The sequence below is a fragment of the Micromonospora sp. CA-111912 genome (assembly GCF_050948415.1).
Lineage (GTDB): Bacteria > Actinomycetota > Actinomycetes > Mycobacteriales > Micromonosporaceae > Micromonospora.
In genome coordinates, this window is the sequence record NZ_CP192007.1 from 4189097 (window position 1) to 4214290 (window position 25194).

The 25194-nt window shown below is 73.0% G+C and carries 24 protein-coding genes; 16 read left to right on the top strand and 8 right to left on the bottom strand.

All coding sequences use genetic code 11. From position 1 onward, the window contains the following. Nucleotides 1-33: 33 nt before the first annotated feature. From ACQPZO_RS17380 to ACQPZO_RS17440, 13 genes are all read left to right on the top strand, one after another. Nucleotides 34-1716 carry an ABC transporter substrate-binding protein gene (locus ACQPZO_RS17380; RefSeq protein ID WP_433342246.1) on the top strand — a complete coding sequence of 561 codons (1683 nt, stop codon included), beginning with the start codon at nt 34-36 and terminating at the stop codon, nt 1714-1716. Between the two features lie 89 nt (nt 1717-1805). After that, nucleotides 1806-2900, top strand: a complete 1095-nt coding sequence (locus ACQPZO_RS17385; protein ID WP_433342248.1) for an ABC transporter ATP-binding protein — start codon at nt 1806-1808, stop codon at nt 2898-2900. Then, nucleotides 2897-3877 (top strand): ABC transporter permease, encoded by a 981-nt coding sequence (locus ACQPZO_RS17390; protein ID WP_350883193.1) that lies wholly within the window; start codon nt 2897-2899, stop codon nt 3875-3877. The genes ACQPZO_RS17385 and ACQPZO_RS17390 overlap by 4 nt, the downstream gene beginning before the upstream one ends. Before the next feature lie 3 nt (nt 3878-3880). Next, nucleotides 3881-4918 carry an ABC transporter permease gene (locus ACQPZO_RS17395; RefSeq protein WP_433342252.1) on the top strand — a complete coding sequence of 346 codons (1038 nt, stop codon included), beginning with the start codon at nt 3881-3883 and terminating at the stop codon, nt 4916-4918. After that, nucleotides 4915-5919, top strand: a complete 1005-nt coding sequence (locus ACQPZO_RS17400; RefSeq protein WP_433342254.1) for an ABC transporter ATP-binding protein — start codon at nt 4915-4917, stop codon at nt 5917-5919. Before ACQPZO_RS17395 ends, ACQPZO_RS17400 begins: the two co-directional genes overlap by 4 nt. 46 nt (nt 5920-5965) lie before the next feature. Beyond that, nucleotides 5966-7369, top strand: a complete 1404-nt coding sequence (locus ACQPZO_RS17405; protein ID WP_433342257.1) for a GH1 family beta-glucosidase — start codon at nt 5966-5968, stop codon at nt 7367-7369. A gap of 118 nt (nt 7370-7487) precedes the next feature. Further along, nucleotides 7488-9413: a ricin-type beta-trefoil lectin domain protein gene (locus ACQPZO_RS17410; protein ID WP_433342260.1), complete on the top strand. Its 1926-nt coding sequence runs from the start codon at nt 7488-7490 to the stop codon at nt 9411-9413. A gap of 157 nt (nt 9414-9570) precedes the next feature. Continuing rightward, nucleotides 9571-10749 carry a peptidase M23 gene (locus ACQPZO_RS17415; RefSeq protein WP_433342262.1) on the top strand — a complete coding sequence of 393 codons (1179 nt, stop codon included), beginning with the start codon at nt 9571-9573 and terminating at the stop codon, nt 10747-10749. Between the two features lie 97 nt (nt 10750-10846). After that, nucleotides 10847-11179 (top strand): cupin domain-containing protein, encoded by a 333-nt coding sequence (locus ACQPZO_RS17420; RefSeq protein ID WP_387018055.1) that lies wholly within the window; start codon nt 10847-10849, stop codon nt 11177-11179. A gap of 227 nt (nt 11180-11406) precedes the next feature. Continuing rightward, entirely contained in the window at nt 11407-11676 is a 270-nt protein-coding gene (locus ACQPZO_RS17425; RefSeq protein ID WP_433342265.1) for a metal-sensitive transcriptional regulator, read from the top strand. 135 nt (nt 11677-11811) lie between these two features. After that, entirely contained in the window at nt 11812-13212 is a 1401-nt protein-coding gene (locus ACQPZO_RS17430; protein ID WP_433342268.1) for an MBL fold metallo-hydrolase, read from the top strand. Nucleotides 13213-13238: 26 nt separating this feature from the next. Continuing rightward, on the top strand, nt 13239-13841 hold the full coding sequence (locus tag ACQPZO_RS17435; RefSeq protein ID WP_433342271.1) for a rhodanese-like domain-containing protein: 603 nt from the start codon (nt 13239-13241) through the stop codon (nt 13839-13841). Then, nucleotides 13838-14728 carry a sulfite exporter TauE/SafE family protein gene (locus ACQPZO_RS17440; RefSeq protein ID WP_433342274.1) on the top strand — a complete coding sequence of 297 codons (891 nt, stop codon included), beginning with the start codon at nt 13838-13840 and terminating at the stop codon, nt 14726-14728. The genes ACQPZO_RS17435 and ACQPZO_RS17440 overlap by 4 nt, the downstream gene beginning before the upstream one ends. 34 nt (nt 14729-14762) lie before the next feature. Here the strand turns inward: ACQPZO_RS17440 and ACQPZO_RS17445 are convergent, their stop codons facing one another. Continuing rightward, nucleotides 14763-16016, bottom strand: a complete 1254-nt coding sequence (locus ACQPZO_RS17445; protein WP_433342276.1) for an ROK family protein — start codon at nt 16014-16016, stop codon at nt 14763-14765. 222 nt (nt 16017-16238) lie between these two features. Between ACQPZO_RS17445 and ACQPZO_RS17450 the strand changes: the two genes are divergently transcribed. Further along, nucleotides 16239-17588 carry a GH1 family beta-glucosidase gene (locus tag ACQPZO_RS17450; RefSeq protein ID WP_433342279.1) on the top strand — a complete coding sequence of 450 codons (1350 nt, stop codon included), beginning with the start codon at nt 16239-16241 and terminating at the stop codon, nt 17586-17588. A gap of 81 nt (nt 17589-17669) precedes the next feature. Here ACQPZO_RS17450 and ACQPZO_RS17455 read toward each other — a convergent pair whose 3' ends face one another. The 6 genes from ACQPZO_RS17455 to ACQPZO_RS17480 all read right to left on the bottom strand — a co-directional run bounded on the left by ACQPZO_RS17455 (nt 17670) and on the right by ACQPZO_RS17480 (nt 22683). Further along, on the bottom strand, nt 17670-18659 hold the full coding sequence (locus tag ACQPZO_RS17455) for a malate dehydrogenase (RefSeq protein ID WP_433342281.1): 990 nt from the start codon (nt 18657-18659) through the stop codon (nt 17670-17672). A 224-nt stretch (nt 18660-18883) separates the two neighbouring features. After that, nucleotides 18884-19837, bottom strand: coding sequence for a twin-arginine translocase subunit TatC (gene tatC, locus ACQPZO_RS17460; RefSeq protein ID WP_433342284.1), 954 nt, complete (start codon nt 19835-19837; stop codon nt 18884-18886). A gap of 17 nt (nt 19838-19854) precedes the next feature. After that, on the bottom strand, nt 19855-20184 hold the full coding sequence (tatA, locus tag ACQPZO_RS17465) for a Sec-independent protein translocase subunit TatA (RefSeq protein WP_433342285.1): 330 nt from the start codon (nt 20182-20184) through the stop codon (nt 19855-19857). 219 nt (nt 20185-20403) lie between these two features. After that, nucleotides 20404-20652, bottom strand: coding sequence for a hypothetical protein (locus ACQPZO_RS17470; protein WP_433342287.1), 249 nt, complete (start codon nt 20650-20652; stop codon nt 20404-20406). Nucleotides 20653-20662: 10 nt separating this feature from the next. Next, complete coding sequence (locus ACQPZO_RS17475) at nt 20663-21688, bottom strand: helix-turn-helix transcriptional regulator (RefSeq protein ID WP_433342290.1); 1026 nt, start codon at nt 21686-21688, stop codon at nt 20663-20665. Beyond that, nucleotides 21685-22683 carry a helix-turn-helix transcriptional regulator gene (locus ACQPZO_RS17480; RefSeq protein WP_433342291.1) on the bottom strand — a complete coding sequence of 333 codons (999 nt, stop codon included), beginning with the start codon at nt 22681-22683 and terminating at the stop codon, nt 21685-21687. Before ACQPZO_RS17480 ends, ACQPZO_RS17475 begins: the two co-directional genes overlap by 4 nt. A 123-nt stretch (nt 22684-22806) precedes the next feature. On the opposite strand from ACQPZO_RS17480, the gene ACQPZO_RS17485 reads away from it, so the two are divergent. Next, nucleotides 22807-23784 (top strand): cation diffusion facilitator family transporter, encoded by a 978-nt coding sequence (locus ACQPZO_RS17485; protein ID WP_433342294.1) that lies wholly within the window; start codon nt 22807-22809, stop codon nt 23782-23784. A 44-nt stretch (nt 23785-23828) separates the two neighbouring features. Continuing rightward, complete coding sequence (locus ACQPZO_RS17490) at nt 23829-24914, top strand: DUF3866 family protein (RefSeq protein WP_433342295.1); 1086 nt, start codon at nt 23829-23831, stop codon at nt 24912-24914. A gap of 41 nt (nt 24915-24955) precedes the next feature. Here the strand turns inward: ACQPZO_RS17490 and ACQPZO_RS17495 are convergent, their stop codons facing one another. Next, entirely contained in the window at nt 24956-25147 is a 192-nt protein-coding gene (locus tag ACQPZO_RS17495) for a hypothetical protein (RefSeq protein WP_433342298.1), read from the bottom strand. Nucleotides 25148-25194 lie beyond the last annotated feature (47 nt).

Here is a 25194-nt window from a genome sequence, read left to right on the forward strand (position 1 = left end):
CGCCCGCAGCGGGGAGCATCGAGGGAGACCACCATGAGAAGACGCCAGTTCGTCGCCGTCGCGCTGGCCGGCGCGATCGCCGCCACCGGGACCGCGTGCAGCGAGACCGCGAACACCCGCAACCGGGACAAGGGCGGCAGCGGCGCGACCGTGCTCAACGTCGGCATGCCCAACGGCCCGCAGACGGAGAACCACAACCCGTTCCTGACCACCTCGTCGGCGGCGTCGCTGGGTTACCGGTGGCAGATCTACGAGCCGCTGATGATGTGGAACCCGGTCAAGCCCGCCGATCCGTTCAAGCCGTGGCTGGCCACGAAGGCCGAGTGGACGGCGGACTACCGCTCGGTCACCGTCACCCTCCGGGACAACGCCACCTGGTCCGACGGCAAGCCGGTCACCGCCGCCGACGTCGCGTTCACCTACAACCTGCTCAAGGCCAACGAGGCGCTCAACATCGCGGCCACCCCGTACACCTCGATCACCACCGCCGGCAACCAGGTGACCCTCGGCTTCGCCTCGCCGCAGTTCGTCAACCAACAGAAGATCATCGCCCAGGTGCCGATCGTGCCGCAGCACATCTGGTCGGCGATCAAGGACCCGGGCACCAACGTCAACAAGAACCCGGTGGGCAGCGGCGCGTACACGCTCACGTCGTTCACCCCGCAGACCACCACCCTGACCGTGCGCACCAGCGGCTACTGGCAGGAACTGCCGAAGGTCAAGGAGCTGCGCTACACCTCGTTCACCGACAACAACGCGCAGACCACCGCGCTGGCCAACGGCGAGTCCGAGTGGAGCTTCGTCTTCATCCCCAACGTCAAGACGGTGTTCGTCGGCAAGGACCCGGCCAACCACAAGGTGTGGGCGCCGCCGGTGCTCGGCATCCACGGCCTGTACATCAACACCACCCGTAAGCCGTTCGACAACCCCGCCCTGCGCCGGGCGATGAACATGGTCGTCAACCGGGAGGACATCTTCCAGCAGGCCTCGGCCGGGTACTTCCACCCGGTGGTGACCAGCGTGACCGGGCTGCCGAGCCCGGCCGGCGACGCCTACGTCGCCGCCGAGTTCAAGGGCCAGCAGCAGCGGATCGACGTCGACGGCGCGAAGAAGGTGCTCACCGAGGCGGGCTTCCGGTACGCCGGCGAGAAGCTGGTCGACCCGAGCGGCAAGCCGGTCACCCTCACCCTGACCGACCCGTCCGGCTGGTCGGACTACCAGACGAGCCTGGAGATCGTGAAGGACAACCTGTCCACCATCGGCATCACCGCCACCGTGGAGAAGGCCAACCAGGACGCCTGGTTCCGCAACGTCGAGGAGGGCCGGTTCGACGCGACCTTCCGGTGGACCAACGGCGGGGCGACCCCGTACGACATCTACCAGACGGTGATGGACGGCCGGCTGCTCAAGCCGATCGGCAAGGCCTCCCCCGCCGGCAACTTCGGCCGCTTCGACAACCCGCAGGCCACCGCCGCGCTCGCCGCGTACGCCAACGCCACCGACGACGCCGCCCGCACCGCGGCCCTGGCCACGCTCCAGAAGGTCTTCGTCGAGCAGACGCCGATCATCCCGGTCGGCGCGGACAACGTCGGGGCCGCGTACAGCACGAAGAACTGGACCGGCTGGCCGGACGACGCGAACGCCTACGGCGCGGGGCAGCCGACCCAGCCCAACGCGGCGGACGTCGTGCAGCACCTGCGGCCCGCCGGATCCTGAGCCGGGCGCCGGTGGCCCGGGCGGTCCACCCTCCGCCCGGGCCACCGGCGGCCCCGCCGCGACCATCCCTGAGCAGACAGGAACCCGGCATGACGACGCCCACCCCGTCGGCCCCGGCCGCCGGCGAGGAGGTGCTGGAGGCGATCGGCCTGACCAAGCACTTCCCCGTCCGCAGGCGGCTGCGCGGCCTGTTCTCCCGTACCCGAACGGCCGTGCACGCGGTCGACGACGTGCAGCTGACCCTGCGCCGCGGCCGGGTCACCGCCCTGGTCGGCGAGTCCGGCTCCGGCAAGTCGACCGTCGCCCGGCTGCTCGCGCAGCTCTATCCGCGCACGGCGGGCACCATCGCGCTGCACGGCAAGCCGGTCACCGTCCGTGGCGGGCGGCCGTTCCGGGCGTACGCCCGGCAGGTCCAGCTGATCTTCCAGGACCCGTTCGCGTCGCTGAACCCGGTGCACACCGTGCGCTACCACCTGACCCGGGCGCTGCGCGTGCACGGCAACGCCGGCCGCACCGACGCCGACCTCGACGCCGCGCTGCGGCGGCTGCTCGAACGGGTCCGGCTCACCCCAGCCGAGCGCTACCTGGACTCCTTCCCGCACGAGCTGTCCGGCGGGCAGCGGCAGCGGGTCGCCATCGCCCGCGCGCTCGGCGCCGACCCGGAGGTGCTGCTCGCCGACGAGCCGGTGTCCATGCTCGACGTGTCGATCCGGCTCGGCGTGCTCAACCTGCTGCGCGAGCTCAAGGAGCGGTTCGACCTGGCGATCCTCTACATCACCCACGACATCGCCTCGGCCCGCTACTTCGCCGACGAGACGCTGGTGATGTACGCCGGCCGCCTCGTCGAGGGCGGGGACAGCGAGACGGTCACCCAGCACCCGGCGCACCCGTACACCCGGCTGCTGATCGGCTCGGCGCCCGACCCGGACCGGATCACCGGCGACGGCGGGGCGGAGGTGGCCGAGCGCGGCGACGGCGAGCCGCCCAGCCTGATCCGGCCGCCCACCGGCTGCCGGTTCCACCCGCGCTGCCCGGTGGCCCTGCCGCGCTGCGCCGAGGAGCTGCCCCCGAGGCTGACCGTCGGCGACCACGACGGGCACTGGACGGCCTGCTGGCTCTACCACCCCGACGTCACGGGGGCCGGCGCGGCGGCGGCGACGGTGGGCGGGGAGGCCGGCCGATGATCTTCCTGCTGCGGCGCGTCGCCTTCTACCTGTTCACCGCCTGGGCGGCGCTGACCATCAACTTCTTCATCCCCCGGATGATCCCCGGCGACCCGGTGAAGTCGCTGGTCTCCCGCTTCCAGGGGCAGCTCAGCACCGACGCCATCCACTCGCTGTACGTGCTGTTCGGCCTCGACTCCGACGACAGCCTGTGGGACCAGTACGTCGACTACTGGCGACAGCTCGCCCACGGCGACCTGGGGCTGTCGTTCACGGCGTTCCCGTCGCCGGTGTCGGAGGTCATCGGCGACGCGCTGCCCTGGACCCTCATCCTGGTCGGCGTCACCACCGCGGTCAGCTTCGTGCTCGGCACCGGGCTCGGGGTGCTGGCCGGCTGGCGACGCGGCTCCTGGGTGGACGGGCTGCTGCCGGTCACCACGTTCCTGTCCTCGGTGCCGTACTTCTGGCTGGGCCTGGTGGCGATCGCGGTGCTGGCCGGGCCGGGCAGTTTCTTCCCGTCCTCCGGCGGCTACGAGCCGGGCCTGGTCCCCGCCCTGGACAGCATCTTCCTGGGCAGCGCGGTGCAGCACAGCCTGCTGCCCGCAGCCACCATCCTGATCTCCTCGATGAGCGGCTGGATCCTCAGCATGCGCAACATGATGGTCACCGTCGCCGCCGAGGACTACATCACGGTGGCGCACGCCAAGGGCCTGCCCGAGCGGCGGGTCGCGATGAGCTATGCGGCGCGCAACGCGCTGCTGCCCAACGTCGCCGGGTTCGCCCTGTCGCTCGGGCTGATCGTCGGCGGCACCCTGCTCGTGGAGATCGTCTTCTCGTACCCCGGGCTCGGGTTCCTGCTCTTCCGGGCCGTCAGCGCCAAGGACTACCCGCTGATGCAGGGCATCTTCCTGGTCATCACGTTGTCGGTGCTGGTGGCCAACCTGCTCGCCGACGTGGTGTACCTGTTCCTCGACCCGCGTACCCGCAAGGAGGGCTGAGCCGTGAGCATTCCCACCTCCAGCGTGGAGCAGGTCATCCCGGAACAGGGCGCGATGGCCCAGCCCAGCGTCCGGCCGGGCCGCCGCCGTCGGTTGCGGTTCGTCAGCGGCGGCAAGGCCGCCACCGGGCTGGCCGTGGTCGCCGGGTACCTGCTGCTCGCGGTGATCGGCCCGTGGATCGCGCCGTACGACCCGGACGCCCGCAGCGCCGACCTGCTCCAGCCGCCGTCGGCGGCGCACTGGTTCGGCACCACCCACCTCGGGCAGGACGTGTTCAGCCAGATCCTGGTCGGCACCCGCGGGGTGATGCTGGTCGGCCTGACCGCGGGCGTGGTGGCCACCGTGCTGTCCGTCCTGGTCGGGGTGACCGCCGGCTACCTCGGCGGGCTCGCCGACGACGGCCTGTCCGCGCTGTCCAACGTGTTCCTGGTGATCCCGGCGCTGCCGCTGATCATCATCGTCACGTCCACGGTCGAGGGGGCCGGCGACCTGGTCGTCGCCCTGGTCATCGGGCTCACCTCGTGGGCCTGGGGCGCCCGGGTGCTGCGCGCCCAGACGCTGTCGCTACGCCGGCGCGACTACGTGGAGGCCGCGCGGGCCACCGGCGAGCACACCTGGCGGATCATCGGCTTCGAGATCCTGCCGAACCTCACCGCGATCATCGCCTCGGGCTTCGTCGGCACGGTGATCTTCGCGGTCATGTCGGAGATCACCCTGGCCTTCATCGGCATCTCGTCGGTCTCGTCGTGGAACTGGGGCACCATCCTGTTCTGGGCGCAGAGCCAGCAGGCCCTGGCGCAGGGCGCCTGGTGGTGGTTCGTGCCGGCCGGGCTGGCCATCGCGCTGCTCGGCACCGCCCTGGCGCTGATCAACTTCGGCATCGACGAGTTCGTCAGCCCTCGCCTGCGCAGCGCCGGGCGGTCCCGGATCCGCACGGCCGACGGGCGCACCGTGCGGATGCGGGTGGGCTTCACCCCGGTGCTGGCGCCCCGGCCGGCGTCACCGGCCGCGCCCGGACAGCGAAAGGAGGCCGGTCGATGAGCGAACCGGTGCTGGAGATCCGTCGGCTCAGCGTCGACTACGGCCTCGGCGACTCGGCCGTGCGCGCCGTCCGCGAGGTCGACCTCACCCTGCACCGGGGCGAGGTGCTCGGCCTGGCCGGGGAGAGCGGCAGCGGCAAGTCCACCCTGGCGTACGGGCTGACCCGGCTGCTCCCGCCGCCCGGGGTGATCAGCGGCGGCGAGGTGGTCTACCACCCCGTCGACGGCCCGCCGGTCGACGTGCTCACCCTGTCCCCCGCGCAGCTACGGGCGTTCCGCTGGGCGGAGACGTCGATCGTGTTCCAGGGGGCGATGAACTCCCTCAACCCGGTGCACAAGGTCTCCACCCAGCTCGTCGACGTGATCAGGGCGCACCAGCCGGGGCTGAGGCGCCCGGCCCGGCTGGCCCGGGCCCGGGAGCTGCTGCGGCTGGTCGGCATCTCCGCCGACCGGCTGGACAGCTACCCGCACCAGCTCTCCGGCGGCATGCGGCAGCGGGTGATGATCGGCATGGCGCTGGCCCTGGAGCCGCAGGTCGTCATCATGGACGAGCCGACCACCGCCCTGGACGTGGTGATGCAGCGGCAGATCCTCAGCCAACTCGCCGAGCTGCGCGAACGGCTCGGCTTCGCGGTGCTGTTCATCACCCACGACCTGTCGCTGCTGGTGGAGTTCTCCGACCGCATCGCCATCATGTACGGCGGCCGGATCGTCGAGCAGGCCCCGGCCGCGCAGCTGTACGGCGCGGCGCTGCACCCGTACACCGACGGGCTGCTGCACTCCTTCCCCGCCCTGCGCGGGCCGCGCCGGGAGCTGACGGGCATCCCCGGCTCCCCGCCGGACCTGCGCGCGATGCCCGAGGGGTGCGCGTTCCACCCGCGCTGCCCCCGGGCGGTCGCGCCGTGCGACAGCCGGCTGCCGACGCTCGGCCCGCCGGCCGACGACCCGGGCCGGGCGGTCGCCTGCTGGCTGCACCAGGCCGACGAGGCGGTCGCCCGGTGACGAGCACGTTCCCGCGTACCGGCCCGGCGTCGCACCGAGGAGCAGCATGAAGTCCACCGCCGCCGGGTCGGCGACCACCGACCCGATCGACACCCTCCCGGCTTCCTTCCGCTGGGGGGTGGCCACGTCGTCGTACCAGATCGAGGGCGCGGTCGCCGAGGACGGGCGGACACCGTCGATCTGGGACACCTTCTGCCGGGTCCCGGGGGCGGTGGCCGGCGGCGACACCGGCGACGTGGCCTGCGACCACTACCACCGGATGCCGCAGGACGTGGCGTTGATCGCTGACCTGGGCGTGGACACGTACCGGTTCTCGACGGCATGGCCCCGGGTGCAGCCGGGCGGGCGGGGCCCGGCCAACCCGGCGGGCCTGGCCTTCTACGACCGGCTGGTCGACGAGCTGCTCGGCCGGGGCGTCGACCCGTGGGTCACGCTCTACCACTGGGACCTGCCGCAGGAGCTGGAGGACGCCGGCGGCTGGCCGGCGCGGGACACCGCCTACCGGTTCGCCGACTACGCGATGCTGGTCTTCGACGCCCTCGGCGACCGGGTACGGACGTGGACGACGCTCAACGAGCCGTGGTGCTCGGCGATGCTCGGCTACGCGTACGGCGAGCACGCCCCGGGCCGCCGCGACCTCGGCGACGCCGTCGCGGCGGCGCACCACCTGCTGCTCGGCCATGGGCTGGCGACCCGGCGGATCAGGGCGGCGGCCACCACCCCGGTCGAAGTGGGCATCACGCTGAACCTGGCCACCGCCGACCCGGCCACCGACAGCGCCGCCGACCGCGACGCCGCCCGGGCCGCCGACGGGCTGGGCGCGCGGCTCTACCTGGACCCGCTCGTGCACGGCCGGTACCCCGACGACGTGCTGGCCGACCTGGTGGCCGACGGGGTGACGGTCCCGGTGTACGACGACGACCTGGCGGTCATCGCCGCCCCGCTCGACGTGCTCGGGGTCAACTACTACTTCGGGCAGGTCTTCTCCGGGGTGGACGCCGACGGCCGGGACCGGGACGCCGACGGCCGGCCGGTGCGCCGGGTCGTCCCCCGGGGCCGACCGCGCACGGCGATGGACTGGGAGATCGTCCCGGAGTGCTTCACCGACCTGCTGCTGCGGATCAGCCGCGACTACCCCGGCCTGCCGATGGTCATCACCGAGAACGGCGCGGCGTTCGACGACCGCCCGGACGCGCGCGGCTTCGTCGCCGACGACGACCGGGTGGACTACCTCGCCGAGCACCTGCGCGCGGTGGCCCGGGCCCGGCGGGCCGGCGCGGACGTTCGCGGCTACTTCGCCTGGTCGCTGCTGGACAACTTCGAGTGGTCGTACGGCTACGACAAGCGGTTCGGCATCGTCCGGGTCGACTACGACACGCAGGAACGCGTCCCGAAGCGCAGCGCGCTGTGGTTCCGCGACACCGTCCGGCGGGTGCGCGGGCGGGGCTGAGCGACCGGGCCACGACGGCGGGGAGGCGGCGACGATGCCGTCACCCCGCCCCTGTCCATGCCGGCCCGTCGCTTTTTTCAGTGCTTGACATAAGAGTTACTACGATGTTTCCTCAATCATGACCATCGATTCCACATCCCTCACCCCACCCACCATCCACCGCTCGCCGGCCCGCGCCGCGCTGGCCGGGGCCCTCACCCTCTGCCTGACAACCGGCGTCCTGACCCTCGCGGCCTCGCCCGCGCAGGCCGCCGGTGAGAGCGTGAACGTCTGGCTCACCACCACCTCCGACGCCGGCGGCCGCGCCGTCACCCGCGGGCTGCAACAGCAGGCCCCGGTGAGCTTCGCGGCGTCCAGCGGCGGAGCCACGCACACCGTCACCGTCGACGAGAACACCCGATACCAGCCGTTCGAGGGCGCCGGCGCGTCGATCACGGACACCACCGCGTACCTGCTGCGCGGCGGCCCGGTCAGCGCGGCCACCCGCGACGAGGCGATGCGCAAGCTGTTCAGCCCCACCGACGGCATCGGGCTGTCCTTCGTCCGCAACCCGATCGGGGCCTCCGACCTGTCCCGCCCGGGGCACGTCTCCCTCGACGACACCTGCTGCGACCTCACCGACTTCGGCGCCAACGGCTACGACACCGACGTGGAGCTGCTCACCGCCCAGGCCCGGCAGCTCAACCCCGCCCTGCGGGTCAAGGTCGTGCCGTGGAGCGCGCCCGGCTGGATGAAGGACAACGGCCGGATGGATCGGATGGGCTGGCTGAAGTCCCAGTACTACGCCACCTACGCCCAGTACTTCGTCAAGACCGTCCAGGCGTACGCGGCGCGCGGCGTGAAGGTCGACTACCTCTCGGTGCAGAACGAGCCGAACTGCTGCCAGTCGGGCAACCCGACGGCGATGGACTACCCCGGGATGAGCTGGAACTCCTCCGGCCTGGCCGAGCTGACCAAGAACTTCGTCTACCCCGCGTTCCGGGCCGCCGGCATCACCACGAAGGTGCTGGTGCACGACTGGAACTACGGCGACTACGCCACCATGGGCGCCGGGGTGCTCGGCGACGCCGCCGTCCGTAACGACCCGCTCTTCGGCGGCATCGCCTGGCACGGCTACTTCGGCGACCCGGCGGTCGGCAGCCAGGTGCAGGGCCAGTACCCGTCGGTGCCGCAGTTCAGCACCGAGCACTCCGGCGGCACCTGGATCGGCAACCAGCACAACGAGGACATGGCCGACATCGTCAACTACGCCCGGAACTGGAGCCGGAGCATCGTCAAGTGGAGCCTGGCGCTCAACCAGAACATGGGCCCGCACAACGGCGGCTGCGGCACCTGCACCGGCCTGATCACCGTGCAGGAGGGCGGCTCCCGCGCCGGCCAGGTCGACTACACGATCGAGTACTACACGACCGGGCACCTGACCAAGTTCGTCCGGCCCGGGGCGCAGCGGATCGCCTCCACCGCCAACGGCACGGTGCAGAACGTCGCCTACCGCAACGCCGACGGCAGCAAGGCGCTCCTGGCCCACAACGGCGGCACGTCCGCCCAGTCGGTGAAGGTGGTCTGGGGCGGGCAGTCGTTCACCTACACCCTGCCGGCCCGGACCACCGCCACGTTCACCTGGGCGGGCACCCAGTCCGGGCCCGGGACGCCCACCGGGCCGACCGGGCCGATCACCGGCCTCGGCGGCAAGTGCCTGGACGTCACCGACAACAGCAGCGCCGACGGCGCCGCGGCGCAGATCTGGAGCTGCGCCGGCAGCGCCAACCAGAGCTGGACCCGCGCCTCCGACGGGACGCTGCGGTCACTGGGCAAGTGCCTCGACGTCTCCGGCGGCGGCACCGCCGACGGCACGAAGGTACAGCTGTGGACCTGCAACGGCAGCGCCGCGCAGCAGTGGACGTGGACGGCCGGGCGGGACCTGGTGAACCCGCAGGCGAACAAGTGCCTCGACATCACCGGAAACGTCTCCACCGACGGCACGAAGACGCAGGTCTGGTCGTGCACCGGCGGGGCCAACCAGAAGTGGAACCTGCCGGCCTGACGGCCCGTACGGTCGGCGGCGCCCAGGCCAGGGCTCCGCCGACCGGAGATCGAAGGAAAATTTCACGGCTGGGGTTTCGGGGTGTAGACATTATTCTTGCCGCCGCTTATCGTCACCGCATCACCCATAGGTGCAGATCGATCTAAGGAGTGTGTCGATGGGACAGTTGCGGCGGTGGGCTGGCATTCCGATGGCTCTGTTGGCGGCGGGGATCCTGATCGGCGGTAATCCGGCGAGCGCCGGTGCGGCGCCGAAGCCGGTGCCCCCGACCGTCACCGAGGCCGTGACCAACAAGCTGCTCGATCAGGCCGAGCGTTCCAGCACGGGTGAGGTCGCGACACCCGAAACCCGCGTCACGATCAGCCGGCAGGAGGGGCGGTGGGCGTTCGGCACCGCCGTCGCGGTCGCCCCCCGCGAAAAGGACGCCCACCCGACCGGCTCGGTGTTCATCGCGCGCGCCGACGCCGGGCAGTGGCGGGTCGCGTTCGACGGCGAGGCCGACTTCAGCGAGCTGGCCGGCGAGTCACCCCTCGTGTCGGAGCGGGAGCGGCAGGTCTTCAAGACCACGCCGGCCCCCACGTACGCCGGCGGCGACTACCGGACCGGGATGGCCCTGCCGTTCGCGGTCGGCCAGACCTGGACGCTCACCAGCGGCCCGCACGGCTGGGGCGGCAGCGAGTCGCCGTACAGCTCCGTGGACCTCGCCGGCGGCGACCAGGTCGTCCGCGCCGCCCGGGGCGGCACGGCGTACACGATGTGCCAGGGCTGGATCCGGGTGATCCACGACCGGGGCTACTCGACCGACTACTACCACCTGTGGAGCAGCATCTCGGTCAACGGGGCGGCGGTCGGCGCGGGCGCCTACCTGGGCTACACCGGCACCGACGTCACCTGCGGCGGTGCCGCCTACGGCCGGCATGTCCACTTCGGGCTGCGGCAGAACAGCGCGTACGTCCCCATCGCCGGTCACGGCATCGGCAAGTGGGCGTTCGAGAACGGGGCCGCATCCTACCAGGGCGGCGCGCGGCACGGATCGGCCTGGGCCGGGGCCGGCAGCGCCGTTTACAACTACGGCGCGCTCGGCTTCACCCAGGGAGTGGTGGACGCCAACGGCGGTGGAAGCCTCACCCGGCGCGCCGGGCCCGGCACCGGCTACGCCGCGCTCGGATCGGTCGGCGACGGGGCCACCGTCACGATCTCCTGCTCCGCGAACGGAACCTCACACGCCGGGCGGTACGGCACCACGTCGCTCTGGAACCGGCTCAGCGACGGTAGCTGGGTCTCCGACGCGTACCTCTGGACCGGGGTGAACGGCACGATCAACGGCTGGTGCTGATCGCCTGCCCGGCGCGGGGGCTCGCCGCCGCGCCGGGCACGCACGCCTGGCAGGACCTCCCGGTAGGGCACAACGGCCGGGCTGGGACAATGACGGCATGCAGAAGATCTCGCTCGCAGCCCTCGCCCGCCAACAAGTCGATCGCGCAGCTGACGCCGGTGGCCGGCACACCGCCGACACCGTCTACGGCGGCCACGAGAAGGTGCTACGCCAGACGGTCATCGGCATGAGCGGGGGCGCACGCCTCGCGGAGCACGAGAACCCGGGCGAGGCCACGGTGCAGGTGCTCCACGGCCGGGTCCGCATGATCGCTGGTGAGCAGTCGTGGGAGGCGCGCACCGGAGACCTGCTCATCGTGCCCGACGCACGCCACAGTCTCGAGGCGTTGGAGGATTCCGCGATCCTGCTGACCGTTGCCAAGTTGCCCTGATCCGTTGGTGCCGGACAGACCACCGGCAGGCCGGGCCGACGCCCCGTCGCCGGTGGCTGCCGGCCATCCAACCGGGGCTTCGTTGGCGGGAATGGATACCCTAGGGGGTATGTTGTAACGGTCGGGCCGGCGAGAAGCACCCGGGGCCTCGCCTTCGGCAGGGCCGACACCGAGGCTGACCGGATACCCCCCGGGGTAGGTGTACGGTGAGAGCGGAGGTGGTCGAGATGAAGTTGCGTCCCGAGATGACCGGCGAGGCGCTGACCCGCCTGAAGCGAGCGCGAGGGCAGCTCAACGCGGTCATCGAGATGATGGAGAGCGGTCAGGACTGCCGCGAGACGCTGACCCAGCTCGCCGCGGTGTCGAAGGCGATCGACCGGGCGGGGTACAAGATCATTGCCTCCGGCATGCGGCACTGCTCCGGCGCCCGCGATCGCGGCGAGCAGCCGGAGATGACCGAGGAAGAGCTGGAGAAGCTGTTCCTGGCGCTGGCGTGATCCGCCGGGGCTGACGCCCCCCGGGCGGCGTGTTCGCCGCTGGGGCGGGTAAGCGCATGTTCGAGTTCGGCCAAGGGTGACGAATGTCCCCCGCATACCCCCCGGGGTATGCGGGATGGTGAAAGGAGTAGACGGATGACGGTGCAGGTGTCGGTCCTCGCGACCTCGTCCCTCGGGGACCGCAGCTACCTGGCGACGGACGGCCGGGTGGCGGTGGTGGTGGACCCGCAGCGGGACATCGACCGAGTCATGTATCTCGCGGGTGAGAAGGGGGTGCGGATCACCCATGTGGTGGAGACGCACGTCCACAACGACTACGTCTCCGGCGGCCTGCAACTGGCCCGGCTGACCGGCGCGGAGTACCTGGTCTCCGCCGCCGACGAGATGGGCTTCGCCCGGCTGCCGGTCAACGACGGCGACGAGGTGGCCGTGTCCGACCTGCTGCGGCTGCGGGTGGTCGGCACTCCCGGGCACACCTTCCACCATCTGTCGTACGTGCTGGACGAGGCCGGCGACGGCGGCTGGTCCCCGGTGGGGGTGTTCACCGGCGGGTCGCTGCTGTTCGGCACGACCGGGCGTACCGACCTGCTCGGCCAGCAGCACGCCCACACCCTGGCCCACCAGCAGCACGACTCGGCGCGGAAGCTGGCCGACCTGCTGCCCGACGGCACCCAGGTGTGGCCCACCCACGGCTTCGGCAGCTTCTGCTCGGCCAGCCAGGCCGACGCCCCGGAGTCGACCATCGGCCGGGAGAAGCAGGCCAACCCGGCGCTGCGGCTGGCCGCCGACCAGTTCGTCACCGAGACCCTCGCCGGACTGGACGCCTACCCCGCCTACTACGCCCACATGGGAGTGGCCAACGCCGCCGGGCCCGCCCCGGTCGACCTCAGCCCGGCGACCCGGGCCGACGCCACGCAGTTGCGGGGGCGGATCGCTGCCGGGGAGTGGGTGGTCGACCTGCGCCACCGCAAGGCGTACGCGGGCTCGCACCTCGCCGGCACCGTCAGCCTCGGCCTCGACGGGCCCATGTCGACGTGGCTCGGCTGGCTGATCACCTGGGGGGTGCCGATCACCCTCCTGGCGGAGACGCCGGAGCAGGTCGCCGACGCCCAACGGGAACTGGTCCGCATCGGCATCGACCGCCCGGCCGCCCAGTCCACCGGAACCCCCGAGCAGTGGGCGACCGGCCCGGCCGACCTGCGGGAGCTGACCGTCGCCGACTTCCCGGCACTCGCGGCCACACAGGCCGGGAACACCCCCGAGGGCCTGCCCGCCCCGCAGGTCGTGCTCGACGTGCGGATGACCAACGAGTGGAAGGCCGGCCACATCGACGGCGCGGTGCACGTGCCGCTGCCCGACCTGCCCAAGCGGCTCGGCGACGTGCCGGCCGGCACCGTGTGGGTGCACTGCGGCTCCGGCTACCGCGCCACCGCCGCCGCGTCGCTGCTGGCCAACGCCGGCCGTGAGGTCGTCCTGATCGACGACATGTTCGGCCATGCCGAGCAGGCCGGCGTCCAAATGGCCGCCACCGCCTGACCGGAACGACTTTCGACGGAGGAAGAATGACCACGACCCCGACCACCCCCTCGACGCTCGACGCGGCCACCCTGCGCGAGCTGATCGCCGCCGGGCGGACGCCCCGGCTGCTCGACGTGCGCACCCCGGGCGAGTTCGAGACCTCGCACATCCCCGGTTCCTACAACGTGCCGCTGGACCTGCTCAAGGAGCACCGCGAGGAGCTGCGCCGCCACCTCGACGAGGACGTCGTGCTGATCTGCCGCTCCGGGGCCCGCGCCGCCCAGGCCGAGCAGGCCCTCGCCGGGGCCGGTCTGCCCAACCTGAAGGTGCTCGACGGCGGCATCATGGCCTGGCAGGCGGCCCACGCGCCGATCAACCAGGGCAACCCCCGCTGGGACCTGGAGCGCCAGGTCCGCCTGGTCGCCGGCTCCATCGTCCTGGCCAGCGTCCTCGGCTCGGTGTTCGTGCCGCAGCTCAAGTGGGTCGCCGGGTTCATCGGCGCCGGCCTCACCTTCGCCGCGGTGACCAACACCTGTGCGATGGGCATGCTACTCGGCAAGCTCCCCTACAACCGGGGCGCCAGCTGCGACCTGGACACCGTCGTCGGCCAACTCCGTGAGAGGTCGACGGCCGGGCGGCGGGCATGACGGGCAGCGTCGCGCTGACCGTCGGGCTGGCCGTGCTGATCGGGATCAGCCTCGGCCTGCTCGGCGGCGGCGGCTCGATCCTCGCCGTGCCGCTGCTGGTCTACGTCGCCGACCTGCCGGCCAAGGAGGCCATCGCCACCTCGCTGCTCGTCGTCGGGGTCACCAGCGCGGTCGGCGTGCTGCCGCATGCGCGAGCCGGGCGCATCCGGTGGCGCACCGGGCTGATCTTCGGCGTGGCCGGCATGACCGGCGCGTACGCAGGCGGTCGTCTCGCCGAGTTCATCCCGGCCGGGGTACTGCTCACCGGGTTCGCGCTGATGATGCTGGCCACCGCCATCGCGATGATCCGCGGTCGACACGGCGCCGACCGCCGGCCCGTGCCGCACGAGCTTCCCGTCGGGCGGGTCGTCCTCGACGGTGTCGTGGTCGGCCTGGTCACCGGCCTGATCGGCGCCGGTGGCGGCTTCCTGGTGGTGCCGGCGCTGGCCCTGCTCGGCGGCCTGCCGATGCCGGTCGCCGTGGGCACCTCGCTGGTCGTCATCGCGATGAAGTCCTTCGCCGGCCTGGCCGGCTACCTGTCCAGCGTCAGCATCGACTGGCGCCTGGCCGCCGCGGTGACCGCCGCAGCCGTCGTCGGCAGCCTGCTCGGCGGCCGGCTCACCGGCCGGATTCCCGAGGACGTGCTGCGCAGGGCGTTCGGCTGGTTCGTCGTGGTGATGGGCGTCTTCGTCCTAGCCCAGCAGCTTCCCGACGCGGTGCGGACCAACCCGCTGCTGTGGACCGCGCTCGGCCTGGCCGCCGTGGTGACGGTCGGCGTCACCGTCCGGCAGAACCGCCGGCGGGGCCGGCACCCCGCCCGTGAGGCCGTGGTGGCCGGACGGTCGTGACGCGCAGGCAACGTGCCGGGGCGCTCGTGCGGGGTCAGCGGGCGCGCGGCCTGCGGGCCGGTCGGGTGGACGCCACGGGGCGGGCGGCGGCCGTGCGGGGCACGCCGCCGTCGCGCAGCAGCCGGGCCATCGGCAGGGTGGCCGCGCCCATCGCGACCGCGTCGGGCCCGAGCTGGCACAGCTCGATCGAGGCCTGGGCGTACGGCTGGCGCAGCGCATGCCGTGCGGTGGCCTCCCGGATCCGGGGCAGGAACCGCTCGCCGAGGGCCAGCCCGGCCCACCCGCCGAGCACCACCCGCTCGGGGTTGAACAGGTTGATCAGGGTCGCCACCCCGGCGCCGAGGTAGCCCACGGTCTCGTCGAGCACCGCCTCGGCGGTCTTCGTCGAGGCACGCAGCAGTTCGCCCAGCGCGCTCTCCTCGTCGCCGCCGGCCGCCGGCCGGCCCCGGTTGGCCTGCCGGTAGCGGTCGAGGATGCCCTCCGCCCCCACGTACGCCTCCAGGCAGCCCAGGTTGCCGCAGCGGCACCGGCGACCGCCGTACGCGATGGTGGTGTGCCCCCACTCGCCGGCGCTGCTGTGCGCGCCCCGGTAGCTCACCCCGTCGGTGATCACGGCGGCGCCCACCCCGGAGCCGACCAGCGCGACGACGGCGTGCCGGGTGCCCCGGCCGGCGCCGAACCACATCTCGGCCTGGCCGAGCGTCTTCGCCCCGTTGTCGACGTGCACGGGGATGTCGGTGCCGGCGCGGAGCATGGCGCCCAGCGGCACTCCCTCCCAGCCGAGCGTCTGGGCGTGCACGACGGCGTCGGCGGTGCGCTCCACCGTCCCCGAGATTGCCACCCCGAGCCCGAGCACCGCGGCGGGGTCGACGCCGGCCTGCTCGGTCACGGCGGTCAGCCCGTGCAGCAGGTGGGCCACCACCGCGCCGGGGTCGGGCTCAGCGGCGGCGATCGGGTACTCCGCCTTGGCCAGGGCGGTCATCGTCAGGTCGAACAGCTCGACCTGGATCCGGGTCTCCCCGACGTCGGCGCCGACCAGGTAGCCGTAGCTGGGGGTCACCCGTAGCAGCACCCGGGGGCGGCCGCCGTCCGACTCGACCGAGCCGGCCTCCTCGACCAGCCCCTCGTCGATCACCTCGCCGACCAGGTTGCTCACGCTGGCCAGGCTCAGCGCGGTGGACTGCCCCAGCTCGTGCCGACTCAGCGGGCCGTCCAACCAGATCCGGGTGAGCAGCACCGCGCGGTTGGCGCGACGCATGTCGCGCACGGTGGTGCGTCTGGCGTCCATCGGTCCGGTCCTCCCCTGGGGCGCCAATGACCGGCACCCCCACCAGCATGCATCAGCACCACGATTAATGCCATGAACTAAGGTTTGAAGTATGCTGCGGACCGGCCGGCGCGCCGGTTCTGCCCGGCCGGCACCCCGCCCGACGCGCGCCGCCGCGACCACCCCGTCCCACCCCCTCCTGCCGTCCCGCGCCACCCCAACCGGAACCCAAGGAGCACGCCCGTGGCCGACCTGACCGCCCTGCCCGCCCACTTCCGCTGGGGCGTGGCGACCTCCGCGTACCAGATCGAGGGTGCCGTCGACGCCGACGGCCGCGCACCCTCCATCTGGGACACCTTCTGCCAAGTGCCCGGCGCCATCGACAACGGCGACACCGGCGACGTCGCCTGCGACCACTACCGGCGCTGGCCCGAGGACGTCGCCCTCATGCGCGGGCTCGGCGTCGACGCGTACCGGTTCTCGGTGGCCTGGCCCCGGGTGCTGCCCGAGGGCACCGGCCGGGTCAACCAGGCCGGGCTGGCCTTCTACGACCAACTGGTCGACGCCCTGCTGGAGGCCGGCATCCGGCCGTTCGTCACGCTCTACCACTGGGACCTGCCGCAGGCCCTGCAGGACCGGGGCGGCTGGCCGGCCCGGGACACCGCGTACGCCCTGGCCGACTACGCGGCCGTGGTGGCCGGCGCGCTCGGCGACCGGGTCCGCGACTGGACGACGATCAACGAGCCGCTCTGCTCGGCCTGGATCGGCCACCTGGAGGGCCGGATGGCCCCCGGCGACGCCGACCTGGCGCTGGCCGTCCCCGCCGCCCACCATCTGCTGCTCGGACACGGCCTGGCAACCGCGGCGATCCGTGCGAACGCCGTCGAGCCCGCCTCCGTCGGCGTGGTGTGCAACCTCAGCCCGATCGAACCGGCCAGCGACCGCCCCGAGGACGTCGCCGCCGCCGCCCGCGCCGACGGGCACGTCAACCGGTGGTGGCTGGACCCGCTCTTCGGCCGTGGATACCCCGCCGACATGCTGGAGGTGTACCGCACCGCGCCGCCGGTCCGCCCCGGCGACCTGGAGACGATCGCCACCCCGCTGGAGTTCTTCGGGCTCAATTACTACTTCCGGCAGCGGGTCGTCGCAGACCCGGACGGTCCCCCGCCCTACGCCCGCCAGGTGCCGGTGCCCGGGGCGGTCGAGACGGCGATGGGTTGGGAGACCCACGCGGCCGGCCTGGAGCAGTTGCTGGTGCGCCTCGCCGAGGAGTACGGCGCCGGCCCGGTGCATGTCACGGAGAGCGGCTCCGCCTGGCCGGACCGGGTGAACCCGGACGGCACGGTCGACGACCCGGAGCGCACCCGCTACCTGGAGGAGCACCTCGCGGCGTGCGCCTCGGCGGCCCGGCGGGGCGTGGACGTGGCCGGCTACTTCGCCTGGTCGCTGCTGGACAACTTCGAGTGGGCGTACGGCTACGACAAGCGGTTCGGCCTGGTCCACGTCGACTACGCCACCCAGCAGCGCACCGTCAAGGCCAGCGGCCGCCGGTACGCCGACCTGATCCGAGCCCACCGCAGCGTGCTGGCCTGACCGTCGGGCCGGCCGGGACAAAGGTGGCCCGCGGAGCACAACGCTCCGCGGGCCACCGTCACGATCGGTACACCGTCAGGGTCAGAGCAGGCCGAGCCCCTGCACGGCCGTGCGCTCCTCCTGGAGCTCGGCCACGGACGCGTCGATGCGCTGCCGGGAGAACTCGTCGACGCCCAGGCCCTGCACGATCTCGAACCGGCCGTCGCGGGCGACCACCGGGAACGACGAGATCAGGCCCGCCGGCACCCCGTAGGAGCCGTCGGAGACGATCGCGGCCGAGGTCCAGTCGCCCTCCGGCGTGCCGTTGATCCAGTCGTGCACGTGGTCGATCGCGGCGGACGCGGCCGACGCGGCCGACGACGCCCCCCGTACCTCGATGATCTCGGCACCGCGCTTGGCGACGCGGGGGATGAACTCGTCGGCCAGCCAGGACCGGTCGTCGAGCAGCTCGGCCACCGGACGGCCGTCGACCTCGGCGTGGAAGACGTCCGGGTACTGGGTGGCCGAGTGGTTGCCCCAGATCGTCAGCTTCTTCACCTGCGCGACGGTGACCTGGAGCTTGCGCGCGAGCTGCGCGATTGCCCGGTTGTGGTCCAGCCGGGTCATCGCGGTGAAGCGGTCCGCGGGCACGTCGGGGGCGTGCGCCTGGGCGATGAGGGCGTTGGTGTTGGCCGGGTTGCCCACCACGAGCACCTTGATGTCCGGTGCGGCGCCGGCGTTGATCGCCTCGCCCTGGGGCTTGAAGATGCCGCCGTTGGCCGCCAGCAGGTCCCCGCGCTCCATCCCCTTGGTACGGGGCCGCGCGCCGACCAGCAGCGCCACGTTGGCGCCCTCGAACGCCTGCTTCGGGTCGTCGAAGACGTCCACGCCGGCCAGCAGCGGGAACGCGCAGTCGTCCAGCTCCAGGGCGGTGCCCTCGGCCGCGCGCACCGCAGCCGGGATCTCCAGCAGCCGGAGCTTCACCCGCCTCCCGCCACCGAGCAGTTGCCCGGACGCGATCCGGAACAGCAGCGCGTAGCCGATCTGTCCGGCTGCGCCGGTGACGGTAACGGTAAGGGGCGTCTCTGCCATCAGGGCTTCTCCTGCCGAAGGGACGATCGGTGCCGATCAGGGGCGCAGTCACCATATCGCGAGTCCCGAAACGCGGGCTCAGCAGCGCCTGGTGGCCCCGGTCACCTCCCCGCCGCCCGGTTCGGTGGCCGGGTCGGCAGCGGCACCCGGCCCCACCGACGCGACGACGGGCCGCCCCGGGTGGGGGCGGCCCGTCGTCGCGGGTCCGGGCGGGTGTACGCCCGTCAGGTCATCTCGTCGTAGCGGCGGTCGATCGGCGTCGGGGCGGCGACCGGTTCCGGCGTGCCGATCGAGTCGGCGGCCTCGACCCGCTGGCCGGGGGCGACCGGATCGTCGTCGAGCTCCAACGGCGACACCTCGTCGTCGTCGATCCCGGCGTAGGCCTCCTTGCCCCGCCCACGCCGCCGGTCGTTGAGGAACGCCACGCCGACCGCGCCGAAGTACAGCGCGATCAGACAGAGGGCCAGGGCCGTCATGCCGAACGGGTCCGGCGTCGGGGTGACCACGGCGGAGAAGGCGAAGAACACGAAGACCGCGATCCGCCACCAGCTGAGCAGCCGCTTCGCGCTGGCCAGCCCGACGAAGTTGAGCATCAGCACGATGAGCGGGAACTCGAACGCCACCCCGAAGAGCAGGATCAGGTTGGTGACGAACGAGATGTACCGGGTCACCTCGAGGGTCGTCGCGATGTCGTCGCCGGAGATGTTGAGCAGGAACTCCAGCCCCTTCGTGGTGACGAAGAAGGCCAGCACCGCGCCGGCGGCGAACAGCGGCGCCGCGAGCGACGTGAAGATGTACGCGTACCGGCGCTCGTGCCGGTGCAGGCCCGGGGCGATGAACGCCCACAGCTGGTAGAGCCAGACCGGGGCGGCGACGATCAACCCGACCCAGAGGCCGATCTTCAGGTTGAGCAGGAAGACGTCGGCGACGCCGAGCTGCACGAAGTTGCACTTGCCCGTGTCCGGGTCGATCGACGCCGGAAGGTCGCAGTACGGCTTCGACAGCAGCTTCCGCACCGGCTCCGCCAGCCAGAAGCCGAAGCCGAAGCCGACGAGCAGGGCCAGGGACGCCCGGAACAGCCGGTTGCGCAGCTCACGGACGTGCTCGATGAGGGTCATCGAGCCGTCGGAGGCCCGTTCGAAGGTGCTCGGACCACGTTTACGCAGGGCGAAGGCCACGGTGGTGGGCCCTTCGGTCAGTTGTCCCGGACGCGCTGCACCGGGTCGATGACCGGCTGCTGCGGCGCCTGCGGGGCGTAGGGCTGCTGCTGCGGCTGGACATGGGGCTGCGGCGCGTACGGCTGCTGCTGCCCGGCGGCCTGCGGCGGCAGCGGCTGGTAGGCAGCCTGGGCGTCGGCCTTCTCCGCCAGGTCACGGTCGTCGTCGTGCAGGCTCTTCGTCTCGGCCTTGATGATCCGCAGCGAACGGCCCAGCGAACGGGCCGCGTCCGGGAGCCGCTTCGCACCGAACAGCAGGATCAGCACGACCACGAGTACGGCGATGTGCCACGGCTTGAGGGCACCCATGGGAAGCTCCAGTCGCTCTGTGTCGTCTCTGAGGGGTGTACCGGAGCCCATCGTACGTGCGTGAGGGCCCGTTGCCACCCGCCGGGCCGCTGGTGGTCACGGCCGGTCGGTGAAGTCTTGACCAACCCCGCTCGTCCCGTCAACCATCGGCGGCCGACCGATTCTGCGCGCTATCGCCCCAAACGCGCGGCGATCGCGCACCGGACCGACCGCCGCCGATCAGTGGCCGCGCTTGGCCTTGATCACCGCGACCCGCTGCTGGGCGACGGTCACCTGACCCTGGAGGGCCTCCGCGCGGTCCTGGAGTGCCTCCGCGCTGACCTGCAAAGCCTCCGCCTCGGCCTGACGCCTCTGCAACGCCACCGCGGCCCGCCGCAGCCGGGGCAGCCGCGCCACCACCGGCCGCACGGCCAACGCCAGCACCACGAGCGCGAACAGCACCACCGCCACCACGATCCACGTCACCACGGCGGCCAGCCTACCGGGACCCCACGGACCCCGCCGGGGTGGCATCGGGAGTGGCGTACGCCTCCAGGGCGGCGACCGCCTGGGCACGGACCTGCTCGGCCAGCTCCCCCGGGGCCACCACGGTGACGTCCGGGCCCAGCCCCAGCACGAACCGCCGGGCCCAGCCGAGGTCGGTCACCCGCAGCGACACCAGCCACTGGTCGCCGTCGCCGGCCTCGACCCGCTCGCACGGGTAGTACTCGGTGATCCACCGCTCGCCCCGGCCGATCCGCAGGGTGATCAGCGGCAGGTCCGGCGAGGGTCGGAACACTCCCTCGGACAGGTCGTACGGGCGGGCCTGCGGCGGTGCCGCCGCCGGCTCGTCCAGCTCGGTCACCGCGTCGATCCGGTCGACCCGGAACAGCCGCACCGCCTCCGCGCGGCGGCACCACGCCTCCGCGTAGGCCCGGCCGCCCACCATCAGCATGCGCAGTGGGTCGATCACCCGCTCGGTGGTCTCGTCCCGGGCGGCGGTGTAGTAGGTGATCCGCAGCGCCCGGCCCCGCGCCACGGCGGCGCGCAGCTCCTCGACCCGCCGGCTGTCGACGGGGAGGCGCACCTCGACCGGGGCGGCGACCAGGTCACCGGCCGCGTCCTCGATCTTGGCGAGGGCCCGCTCCACGGCCTCCCGGTTGGTCACCCCCGGGGTCTCCGCCAGCATCCGCAGCGCCACCACCAGGGCGAGGGCCTCGTCCGGGGTCAGCCGCAGCGGCCGGTCGATCCCGGCGTCGTAGGTGATGGTCACCCGGTCGCCGTCGAAGGCCATGTCGATCAGGTCACCCGGGCCGTACCCGGGCAGGCCGCACACCCACAGCAGCTCCAGGTCCTCCCGCAGCTGCCGCTCGGTGACCCCCAGGTCCCCGGCCGCCTCGGCGATCTCGATCCCCGGGCGGGCCAGCAGGTAGGGCACCAGGTTCAGCAGCCGGGCCAGCCGGTCCGCCGAGGCCCGGTTGCCGCCGGGGCGCGCAGCCGCCGAGCGGGCGGCGGGACGGGTCATCGGGCACCTCCGGTCACGGTCAGCTCCTCGTGCCGGACGGCGATCTCCTTGAGCCGCTGGATGACCGCCTCGCGCACCTCCGGCGGATCCACCACCCGCACGTCCGGGCCGTACCCCACCAGTTGCCGGGCCAGGGACTCCGGGTCGGCGTACGGCAGGACCAGCCGGTCGCCGTCCGGCCCGGACGCGGCCTCCACCGCCCAACGGCGCAGCCCCACCGCGCGCCCCGACGCGACCAGCACGGTCGCCCGCCCGGTGCGTTCCACCGGCCCCGACCAGCGGGCCACGTGGCTGATCAGGTCCACCCCCGCCGGCGGCTGGTAGCCGCCCGGCGCGCCGGCCACCCGGACGGTGCCGACGACCCGGGAGAGCCGGAAGCAGCGGGTCGCCGCCCGGTCCAGGTCGTGACCCACCACATACCACCGGCCGCGCCAGCAGACCACCCCCCACGGCTGCAACCGGCGGCGGGTCGGGGCGTCCCGGTCGGGCACCCGGTAGTCGAAGCTGACCTCGCGACGGTCCCGGGCGGCGGCGGTCAGCGGCGCGAACGCCGGGTCGACCGTGACCATCGGCTCCAGGCCCAGAGTGGCCTGCGGGTCCACGTCCACCCCGGCGGCACGCAGCTTCGCCAGCCCGGACGACGCCGCAGCGGCCAGCCCGGCGTGCTGCCACAGCCGCGCCGCGATGCCCACCGCGGCGGCCTCGTCGGGCTCCAGCGGGATGTCCGGCAGCGCGTATTCCCGGTGGGCGATCCGGTAGCCGGGCTCGGCGTCGAAGACGCTCGCCGTGCCGGTCTCCAGCGGCACCCCGAGCTCCCGCAGTTCGGCCTTGTCCCGCTCGAACTTGCGCTGGAACGCTTCGTGATCCTTCGCGTCGTCCGGATCGTGCTCGTAGCCGGGCACGGTCGCGGCGATCTGCGCGGCGGTCAGGAACCGTCGCGTCGACAACAGGCAGATCACCAAGTTGACCAGGCGTTCGGTGCGGGTCCGCGACACGGGGTGAACGCTAGCAGCCCGCGTGGCACGCCCGTGCACCCGCGCGGGCGCGTCGCGCCTACGCCTCCGGCGGTGACTCTCCGTCTCCGGGCGAGGACCTCGACGCGGTCATATGGTGACCCCATGTCGGAAGCGGACGTCAGGGCCGAGAGTGTCGGCACCGTGGTGGTGGCGGGCGCGGCGAACCTCGCCATCGCCGTGGCGAAGCTGGCGGCCGGCCTGATCTCCGGCTCCGCGGCCATGCTCTCCGAGGCCGCCCACTCGGTCGCCGACACCACCACCGAGGCGCTGCTCTACCTGGCGCTGCGCCGGGGAGCGCGCCCCGCCGACGTCCGGCACCCCTTCGGGTACGGCAAGGAGAGCTACGTCTGGGCCTTCCTCGCCGCGCTGTTCACCTTCGTCGCCGGCGCGGGCTTCGCCATCACCCACGGCGTCACCACCATCCTGGTGCACGAGCACAGCGGCAACTACCTCGTCTCGTACGTCGTGCTGGCGGTCTCGTTCGCCATCGAGTCGGTCTCCCTGGCTCGGGCGGTGCGGCAGATCCGCCGCGAGTCCCGGCGCTGGCGCACCACCCCCCGGCGGTTCCTGCGGCTCACCGCCGACACCACCGTCAAGGCCGTCTTCCTGGAGGACAGCGCCGCCCTCGTCGGCCTGTTGCTGGCCGCGGCCGGCCTGACCCTGTCGCACTGGACCGGCGACGAGCTCTACGACGGCCTCGCCTCCATCGCCATCGGTGTGCTCCTGCTGGTCGTGGCCGGCACCCTCGCCAAGGCCAACATCTCCCTGCTGGTCGGCCGGGCCATCCCCGAGCGGCTGCGCCTGGAGATCGAGCAGGAGCTCAACGGGCTGCCCGCCGTCGAGCGCATCGACACCCTGCTCACCATGCAGCTCGGCCCGGACGACATCCTGGTCGCCGCGAAGGTCGACTTCCGGGACGAGGCCACCGGCGCCGTCATCGAGGCCGCCGCCGACGAGGCCGAGCGGCGCCTCATCGAGCGCTACCCCGAGATCGGCTACGTCTTCCTCGACCCCACCCCCTCCCGACCCGAGGCCCGGCACCGCCGCGCCCGGCACACCCAGGAGGACCCCTCCCCCTGACCCCTCCGTGGCGGCCCGCACCCGGGGGTCGCTAGCGTGCGGGCATGGTGCGATGGCGGGCGGGAACCGTGACGGCGCTGCGGCGGGAGTGGACCGGCGCGGTGGAGCTGGATGTCGAGCTGACCGACGGCGGCACCATGCGGGCCCTGGCCTACCCGGAGCTGGTCGGCCGGCCGGTACCCGGCGACCGGGTGCTGCTCAACGCGGGCGCGCTGCTGATGGGCCTCGGCACCGGCGGATACGCGCTGGTCGTGGCGCTGCCCGACCGGCTGCCGGCGGATCCGGCCGAGGCGGGCGACACCCGCGAGGCCGGGCACCTGGTCAAGGCCCGCTACACCCCGCTGCAACCGATCCTGCTCGGCGTCGACGAGGAGGCCAGCCCGCACCGGGCGGCGCTGGAGACCGCCGAGGACGTCGCCGGGCTGCCGGTGGTCACCGCCGACCTGCACTCCGCCCTACCGGCGATCCTCGCCGGGGTTCGCGCCGACGCCCCCGACGCCCGGGTGGCATACGTGCTCACCGACGGCGGGGCGCTGCCGGCGTGGTTCTCCCGCACCCTCGACGGGCTGCGCGACCAACTCGTCGGCACGGTCAGCGTCGGGCAGGCGTTCGGCGGCGACCTGGAGGCCACCACCGTGCACAGCGGCCTGCTCGCCGCCCGGCACGTCCTCGCCGCCGACGTGGTCGTCCTCGCCCAGGGCCCCGGCAACCTCGGCACCGGCACCCGGTGGGGGTACTCGGGGGTGGCCGTCGGCGAGGCGGTCAACGCGATCGCCGCCCTCGGCGGGCGGCCGGTCGGCTCGCTGCGGATCTCCGACGCCGATCCCCGCCCCCGGCACCGCGGGGTGTCCCACCACAGCCTCACCGCGTACGGCAGGGTGGCGCTCGCCCCGGCGGACCTGGTCGTGCCCGACGGCCTGGCCCCGGACCTGGCCCGGGACGTGGAGGCCGCGCTGGCCCCGCTCGCCGGGCGGCACCGGATCGTCCGGGTGCCCGCCGACGGGCTCGACGCCGCGCTGCGCGCCAGCGCCGTGCCACTGTCCACGATGGGCCGCGGCCTGGACGCCGACCACGCCTACTTCCTGGCCGCCGCCGCCGCCGGACGGCACGCCGCCGCGCTCGCCCGTTGAGTCGGTCAGGCCTGCCGACAGGGCTGCGGGGCTGCGGGCCGTCAGGTTAGGAAGATCAGCGCCAGCCAGCCGCCGACGATCACCGCCAGCGCGACCGCCAGCACCCAGGTCGGCACCTTGTGATCGCCGCGCCGGTTGCGCTCGACCTCGGCCCGGATCTTCTCGCGCCGGCGCTCCACCCAGTTCAGCTTCTCGGCGCCTCGGTCGCGCTCGGGAGGTTCAGACATCGTCATGGCAGGGCCAGCCTACCCGGCGGGCCCCCGCCCGCCGCGGCCAGCGC